Below are 7,988 nucleotides of genomic sequence, written 5' to 3'. Positions count from 1 at the left end.
CGTGGACGATACCGTTGTACATCGCACCGATCGGGCAGATCGGCATGCAATTGTTGTTTCCGCAACAGGTCGGCCGGCCGTCGTACGGGCGGCTGTTACGCGCGACGGGCTCGGTCACCACGTGGAACTTCGGGTCGTAGCCGTTCAGCGCGCTCTTGATGGTCTGCTCGTTGAACGACAACGGCAGCGGCGGCATCGGGTACGCCTGCTTGCGCGGCGAGTACAGGTCTTCCTCGGGGCCCGGGCCCCACACGCCGAGCTCTTCCTCGGCGCGCTGATAGTAATGCTCGAGGTCGTCGTACTGGATCGGCCAGTCGCGGCCGACGCCGTACACGGTCTTCATCTTGAAGTCGTTCGGGATGAAGCGCCACGCGGACGCGGCCCAGTGCCACGTCGTGCCGCCGACCGCGCGGATGTACTGCGAGTTGAACTTGTGCTCGCCCTTCAGGACCAGGTAGTCGTTCGGCGGGCCGTATTCCGGATGCGGGGCCCACGGGCTCGACGGGTACGGCGCCATGAAATCGGTCTTGTCGGCCTGGTTGCGAAAGCGCTCGACGATTTCCCAGCGCGGCATGCGCGGGCCGGCTTCCAGCAGGATCACGGACTTGCCCGCCATCGCGAGCTGGTGTGCAACGATCGCGCCGGCGACACCCGATCCGACGACGACGATGTCGGCTTTTTGCGTATCGGTATCGGCCATCAGGCTTGCCTCTCGATCGGTTTTTCGGCCCAGAAGCCGGGTTTGTTGGGGCAATACGAAGGGATCACGAGCGTATCGGACACCACGCTGAACATTAATGCTTCTTCGTAGGTAATCACGACGTTGTCGACGATGCCGAGATACCACGCGCCGAGAATCGTCAGTGCGAGCGATTCCTGGTCGGGATTCAGCGAGCCGGATGCGAGCGCACCGGCGAGTTGCGGCAGGCTGTCGGCCGTCTTGAACGAGCCCTTCTGCAAGGCCTGCAGATAGCGCTGGCCGGTGATGCGGCTCAGCCCCTTCTTGCCGGTCAATGCTTCGGAAAGCGTCATGAACGTATCGAGCGGCGCGGTGCCGGGATCGTCGGCCAGGGCCCGCAACGCCAGCGAGCCGGTGAGGCCCGCCGCCGTCAGCGCCAGTGCTCCCTGCAGCCATTGACGCCGCGTGATGCCGGTTGCGGCTGCGTCGTTGTCACGACGCGATTGGGGGGTGTTGTCGTTGTGCATGTTTCCTTCTCTCGAACACCGGATTCGGGAAAACCACGCTTGATATTTCTCAAACATTGGCGCGGATCTGCAATGTACGCGCACCAGCCGGATCAAACAATCTTTTTATAGTTCATTTAATGTTCCGCAATCCGGGACAATCGAAATTTCGCTGCATTTTTGTGTCGTCGACGCGACAAATCCGCGGCAGGCACCCCCGTGTCGCGTGCCGACCACACACTGCACCCGCATGTCGCGCTGCGCGCGCGCGACGGTCGGTTAGAATCCCGTGCAATCAAACAGAAAGCTTCCCTCCGAGGGCAATCGAGCGATGAAGCAGCGCGACAAGCACAACAAAGAAACGCATCGAACCAACCACACGACCCGGCTGCTCTGGCGCATCGGCGCCGTCGCAACGCTCGGCGCCGCCGCGGCCCTGTCGCTGCATGCGGGCGCGGCGCGCACGGTGAGCGTGTCGCCGCAAGGCACCGTCACCGAAGTCCGGCAGAGCGTCGTCAAGTTCGACGAACCGATGGTCGCGTTCGGCTCGGCGTCCGCGCCGAATCCGGCGCGCGTGACCTGCAACGATTCGACCGCCGCGCGCGGCCAGGGCCACTGGCTCGACGACAAGACCTGGGTTTACGATTTCGAAAGCGACCTGCCGCCCGGCGTCCGCTGCTCGGTCGCGCTCAACGATACGCTGCGCTCGGTCGCCGGCAATGCGGCCAGCGGCCCGCGCCGCTTCACGTTCCAGACGGGCGGCCCGTTCCCGGTGTCGGTCCGCCCCGGCTCGCGCGAGATCGAGGAGCGGCAGGTCTTCGTGATGAAGCTGAACGGCCCGGCCGAGCCGCGCTCGGCACTCGCCAACATCTGGTGCGAAGCGGCCGGCATCGGCAACCGCATTCCGGTCACGGCGGCCGACGACGACACGCGCAACGCCCTGCTCGATCATTTCGGGCTGAAGAAAGAAGCGGCGCGCGTGCTGACGCTGTCGTGCTCGCAGGCGCTGCCGGCAAGCGCGAAGATGCAGCTCGTCTACGGCAAGGGCGTCGCGAGCCCGAGCGGCATCGCGAACGACACCGAGCGGCGCTTCGATTTCACCGTGCGCGCACCGTTCGCGGCAAGCTTCTCGTGCGAACGCGAGAACGCGAAGGCGCCCTGCACGCCGCTGCGCCCGCTCACGCTGTCGTTCAACGCACCAGTCTCGCGCAAGCAGGCCGAAGCGATCAAGCTGCGCGGCCCCGACGGTTCGCTGTCGCCCACCTTCGCCGCCGACGATCACAGCGAGGAAGTGACGACCGTCACGTTCAACCCGCCGCTGCCCGCACAGGCCGCGCTGACCGTCGAGCTGCCGTCGGGCCTGCACGACGTGACCGACCGACCGCTGTCCAACGCCGACCTGTTCCCGCTCGCGACGCGCACCGCACCGATGCCGCCGCTCGCGAAATTCGCGTCGGGCACCTTCGGGATCGTCGAGCGCTTCGCCGAACCCGGTACGCCCGCGCTGGTGCCCGTCACGCTGCGCAATGTCGAGGCCGACCTGCATATCGCCGGCCTCAATGCGGGCGGTGCGCAATTCGCGAACCTGAAGGTCGAGAACGACACCGCGATCCGCCAGTGGATGCGCACCGTCGACCGCTTCGACAACTGGTCGATGACGGCCGGCTCGATCGACGACCAGATTCCCGGGCTGCTGCAACGCAAGGGGCAGCACCCCGTCTACGTGCCGCTCGAGGCCGGCGAAAAACAGCCGGCGCCGAAGAACCGCCGCATCGACGTGCGCTCGCTGTCGCTGCTCGCGGGCGAGCCCGGCGCGCAGGTGCTGACGCTGCCGAAGGCCGATCCGAAGGCGCTGCGTCCGTTCGAAGTGGTCGGCGTGCCGATCGACAAGCCCGGCTTCTACGTGCTCGAACTCGCGTCGCCCGCGCTCGGCCGCTCGCTGCTCGCGAAGCCGTCGAGCATGTACGTGCGCACCACCGTGCTGGTCACGAACCTCGGCGTGCACCTGAAACAGGGGCGCGAGAACAACCTCGTGTGGGTCACGACGCTCGACAAGGGCAAGCCGGTGCCGAATGCGCAGATCCGCGTATCGGACTGCAACGGCGACGAAATCGCGGCCGGCAAGACCGACGCGCAGGGCCTGCTGAAGATCGACGGGCCGTTCGAGCCGAAGCGCGAATGCAGCTCGTCGGGACAGCGCTTTAACGACTACTTCGTGTCGGCCCGCGTGGACGATCCAAAGACGGGCCCCGACATGGCGTTCGTCAGCTCGGGCTGGAACCGCGGGATCGAATCGTGGCGCTTCAACGTGCCGACCGACACCGACAGCGCGCCGACCGTGCGCGCACATACGGTATTCGACCGCACGCTGCTGCGCGCCGGCGAAACCGTGTCGATGAAGCATTTCATCCGCACCGAGACGCTGCAGAGTCTCGCGTTCCCGTCGCAATACCCGACGCGCGTCGCGATCCGCCATCTCGGCACGGGCCAGACCTACAAGCTGCCGCTCACGTGGGCGGCCGACCACAGCGCGGATTCGCAGTTCACGCTGCCGGCCGCCGCGAAGCTCGGCGAATACAGCGTCGAGCTCGAAGGCGGCCCGGACGATGCGCCGACCGCCACGTACTACAGCGGCAGCTTCCGCGTCGAGGCGTTCCGCCTGCCGGTGCTGAAAGGCTCGATCGGCGCGCGCGACGCGCAGAAGAGCCCGCTCGTCGCCGCGAAGGAAGCGCCGCTCGCGGTGCAGATCGACTACGTGTCGGGCGGCGGCGCATCGAACCTGCCGGTGCAGGTATCGGCGCTGATGAAATGGGCGTCGCCGCCGTTCGCGGACCGTTTCGAGGATTTCAGCTTCACGCCGTATCGCCCCGACACGAGCGACGGCAACGCCGACGACGATGCGCAGGACGGCGACAACGCGTCGTCGTCGGCGTCGAGCAACGATCCCGACGCGACCAAGCTGATCGCCGACAAGCTGCCGCTGACGCTCGACCGCAACGGCGCGGGCTCGGTCACGCTCAAGGGCCTGCCGGACGTCGACGCGCCGAAGCGCATTGCGCTGGAGGCGACGTTCGCCGACCCGAACGGCGAAGTGCAGACGATTCGCGGCGACACGATCCTGTGGCCGGCCGCGGTGGTGGCCGGCATCAAGGCCGGCCGCTGGGTGTCGGTCGGCCAGCGCGTGCCGGTGCAGGCGCTGGCGGTCGACCTGCAGGGCAAGCCGCGCGCGTCGGTGCCGATCGAGATCAAGGGCGTCGCGCGCATCACGACGTCGTCGCGCAAGCGGATGGTCGGCGGCTTCTATGCGTACGACAACAAGAGCGACACGCGCGACCTCGGCGTGCTGTGCTCGGGCAAGACCGACGACAAGGGCCGCATGGCCTGCGACGCGACGCTCGAGCAGGCCGGCAACGTGCAGCTGATCGCGGTCGCGAAGGACGGCGACGGCCGCACGTCGAATGCGTCGACGTCGGTATGGGTCACGCGCGAGGACGAACTCTGGTTCGGCGGCGACAACACCGACCGGATCGACGTGATCCCCGAGAAAACGTCGTACGAACCGGGCGAAACGGCCCGCTTCCAGGTGCGCATGCCGTTCCGCTACGCGACCGCGCTGGTGGCGGTCGAGCGCGGCGGCGTGATGGAAACGCACATCGTCGAACTGAACGGCAAGAACCCGACCGTCGACCTGAAGGTCGGCGAATCGTGGGGGCCGAACGTCTACGTATCGGTGCTCGCGCTGCGCGGCCGGATTCGCGAGGTGCCGTGGTACTCGTTCTTCACGTGGGGCTGGAAGGCGCCGGTCGAATGGGCGCGCGCGTTCTGGCGCGAAGGCCGCCACTATGAAGCGCCGACCGCGTTCGTCGACCTGTCGAAGCCCGCGTTCCGCTATGGCCTCGGCGAGATCAAGGTCGGCACGGGCGTTCACCGCCTCGGCGTGACCGTGACGACCGACGCGACCCGCTACACGGTACGCGGCAAGGCGCAGGCGCACGTGAAGGTCACGCTGCCGAACGGCCAGCCGGTGCCGGCCGGCACGCAGATCGCCCTCGCGGCCGTCGACGAGGCGCTGCTCGAACTGATGCCGAACAACAGCTGGGACCTGCTCGACGCGATGCTGCGCCGGCGCGCGTACGGCGTCGAAACGGCCACCGCGCAGATGGAAATCATCGGCCGCCGCCACTTCGGCCGCAAGGCCGTGCCGGCGGGCGGCGGAGGCGGCAGCGCGCCGACCCGGGAGCTGTTCGACACGCTGCTGCTGTGGAACCCGCGCGTGACGCTCGATGCGAACGGCAGCGCAACCGTCGAGGTGCCGCTGAACGATGCGCTCACGCGCTTCCGGATCGTCGCGATCGCGGCGGTCGGCCCCGACCGCTTCGGCACGGGCAGCACGTCGATCCGCAGCACGCAGGATCTGCAACTGATCTCCGGCCTGCCGCCGCTCGTGCGCGAAGGCGACGCGTTCCGTGCGCAGGTCACGCTGCGCAACACGACCGACCGCGCGATGCAGGTCGTCGTGACGCCGCGCGTGACGGGCCTCGACGTCGCACCGCAAACCGTGTCGCTGGCGGCGAACGCGGCGACCGAGGTCGCGTGGACGATCACGGTGCCCGAGCAGGCGCTCGATGCGGCCGGTGCGCTGAACTGGCGCATCGAGGCGGCCGAGCAAGGCGGCAAGCGGGCATCCGACGCGCTGGCCGTCGCGCAGAAGGTCGTGCCCGCGCTGCCAGTCACGGTGCAGCAGGCGACGCTCGCGCAGGTCGACGGCACGCTGACGGTGCCCGTGGCGGCCCCGACCGGCGCCGCGAACAATGCGCAAGGTCTGCCGCGCGGCGGCATCGCGGTATCGCTGCAGTCGAAGCTTGCCGACGGGCTGCCCGGCGTGAAGCGCTGGTTCGAGCGCTATCCGTACCGCTGCCTCGAACAGCAGGCCTCGCGTGCGATCGGCCTGCGCGACCCCGCGCAATGGCAGGCGCTGATCGCACGGATGCCCGTCTATCTCGACAGCGACGGCCTGGCGAGCTACTTCCCGCCGTCGTCCGACGATTCGCACCACGGCAGCCCGACGCTGTCGTCGTATCTCCTCGTGGTGTCCGACGAAGCCAGCCGTCTCGATCCGCGCTTCGCGCTGCCGGAAGACCTGCGCACGCAGCTCGAAGCCGGGCTCGCGCGCTTCGTCGACGGCCGCCTCGAGCGCAACGCGTGGGCGCCGCGCCAGGATCGCGACCTGCGCAAGCTCGCGGCGATCGAGGCGCTGTCGCGCTACGGCGCCGCGCAGGGCCGCATGCTCGGTTCGATCGAGATCGCGCCGAACCAGTGGCCGACGTCGGCGGTGATCGACTATCACGCGATCCTGACGCGCGTGAAGGACATCCCGCAACGCGACGAAAAACGCGCGCAGGTCGAACAGATCCTGCGGGCACGCCTGACGTACCAGGGCACGCAGCTCGTGTTCTCGACCGCGCGCGACGACGACCTGTGGTGGCTGATGACCAGCAACGAGACCAACGCCGCACGCCTCGCGCTGGAATTCGCGGGCGACCCCGCATGGAAGGATGAAATGCCGCGCGTGACGGCCGGCCTGCTCGCGCTGCAACGCCAGGGCGCCTGGCAGACGACGACGTCGAACGCGCTCGGCCTGCTCGCGGTCGAGCGCTTCTCGCGGACCTACGAGAGCACGCCGGTCGCCGGCGCGACGAAGGTTGCGCTCGGCGGCAACGAGCGCTCGATCTCGTGGTCGCAGACGGCATCGGCCGCGCCCGCCGAGTCGCCCGCATCGGCAGCGCCGTCGGCGTCGGCCACGCCCGCGACCCGCGCGGCCACCGCGCGCAGCGTGCTGATGCCGTGGCCGCGTGCGTCGCAGGGGCCGGCCACGCTGTCGGTCACGCAGGACGGCACCGGCCGCCCGTGGGCGACCGTCGAAAGCCTCGCGGCCGTGCCGCTGCGTGCGCCGTTTGCTGCCGGCTACCGGATCACGAAGACCGTCACGCCCGTGTCGCCGGCCGTCAACGGCGTGCTGACGCGCGGCGACGTCGTGCGCGTGCATCTCGACATCGATGCGCAGAGCGACATGACGTGGGTCGCCGTCAACGATCCGATCCCGGCCGGTGCGACGATCCTCGGGTCGGGCCTCGGCCGCGATTCCGAAGCCGCGACGCAGGGCGAGAAAACGCCGGACGGCGCGTGGCCGGCGTTCATCGAGCGCGACTTCGACGGCTATCGCGCGTACTACGACTATTTGCCGAAGGGCAAATTCTCGGTGGAGTACACGGTACGGCTGAACAACGTCGGCACGTTCGGCCTGCCGCCGACGCGCGTCGAGGCACTGTATGCGCCGTCCGTGTACGGCCTGTGGCCGAACCCGCCGATGACCGTGAAGCCGGCCGACTCGGGCAAGTAACGAGCACGTGATGATCGATCTGGCTTTGCCGCGGCCGGCGCGTTTCGCCGGCCGCGTATTCGCCGCCGTCGTGCTGGCCGCGCCGCTCGTCGCGCATGCGCTGCCCGGCTACGACGACGTGCGCCGCAACTGGCGCAGCTCCGACTGGGTGCTGCTCGCGCGCGACGGCACGCCGCTGCAGCGCACGCGTGTCGACCTCGCCGAACGGCGCGGCGCCTGGGTGTCGCTCGCGGACGTATCGCCCGCGTTCCGCGAAGCGATCGTCGTGTCCGAGGACAAGCGCTTCTACGAACACAGCGGCGTCGACTGGCGCGGCATCGCCGGCGCCGCGTGGGGCAACCTGTGGAACGAGCGCACGCGCGGCGCGTCGACCGTCACGATGCAGCTCGCGGGCCTGCTCGGC

General features: G+C 68.7%; 4 protein-coding genes. 2 read left to right on the top strand and 2 right to left on the bottom strand.

Annotated features, from left to right (window positions below):
- Together JMF90_RS14085 and JMF90_RS14080 are read right to left on the bottom strand one after the other, a co-directional pair.
- Positions 1–700, bottom strand: a 700-nt coding sequence (locus JMF90_RS14085) for an FAD-dependent oxidoreductase (protein WP_201325176.1), incomplete at its 3' end; no start/stop codon positions are given.
- Positions 700–1,206: a sugar dehydrogenase complex small subunit gene (locus tag JMF90_RS14080; RefSeq protein ID WP_006478877.1), complete on the bottom strand. Its 507-nt coding sequence runs from the start codon at positions 1,204–1,206 to the stop codon at positions 700–702. The genes JMF90_RS14085 and JMF90_RS14080, both read right to left, overlap by 1 nt.
- Before the next feature lie 310 nt (positions 1,207–1,516).
- On the opposite strand from JMF90_RS14080, the gene JMF90_RS14075 reads away from it, so the two are divergent.
- Together JMF90_RS14075 and JMF90_RS14070 are read left to right on the top strand one after the other, a co-directional pair.
- Complete coding sequence (locus tag JMF90_RS14075) at positions 1,517–7,585, top strand: alpha-2-macroglobulin (RefSeq protein ID WP_041489384.1); 6,069 nt, start codon at positions 1,517–1,519, stop codon at positions 7,583–7,585.
- 10 nt (positions 7,586–7,595) lie between these two features.
- Positions 7,596–7,988, top strand: a 393-nt coding sequence (locus tag JMF90_RS14070) for a transglycosylase domain-containing protein (RefSeq protein WP_201325175.1), incomplete at its 3' end; no start/stop codon positions are given.

The sequence above is a fragment of the Burkholderia sp. E168m23 genome, from assembly GCF_016586125.1.
GTDB classification, from domain to species: domain Bacteria; phylum Pseudomonadota; class Gammaproteobacteria; order Burkholderiales; family Burkholderiaceae; genus Burkholderia; species Burkholderia orbicola.
Note: the sequence above shows the minus strand (reverse complement) of the source record. Positions and strands in the feature narration are given on the sequence as shown.

Coding starts and splice junctions, on each gene's coding strand:
- JMF90_RS14080 (WP_006478877.1), bottom strand. CDS start 1,206: ATGCACAACGACAACACCCCCCAATCGCGTCGTGACAACGACGCAGCC.
- JMF90_RS14075 (WP_041489384.1), top strand. CDS start 1,517: ATGAAGCAGCGCGACAAGCACAACAAAGAAACGCATCGAACCAACCAC.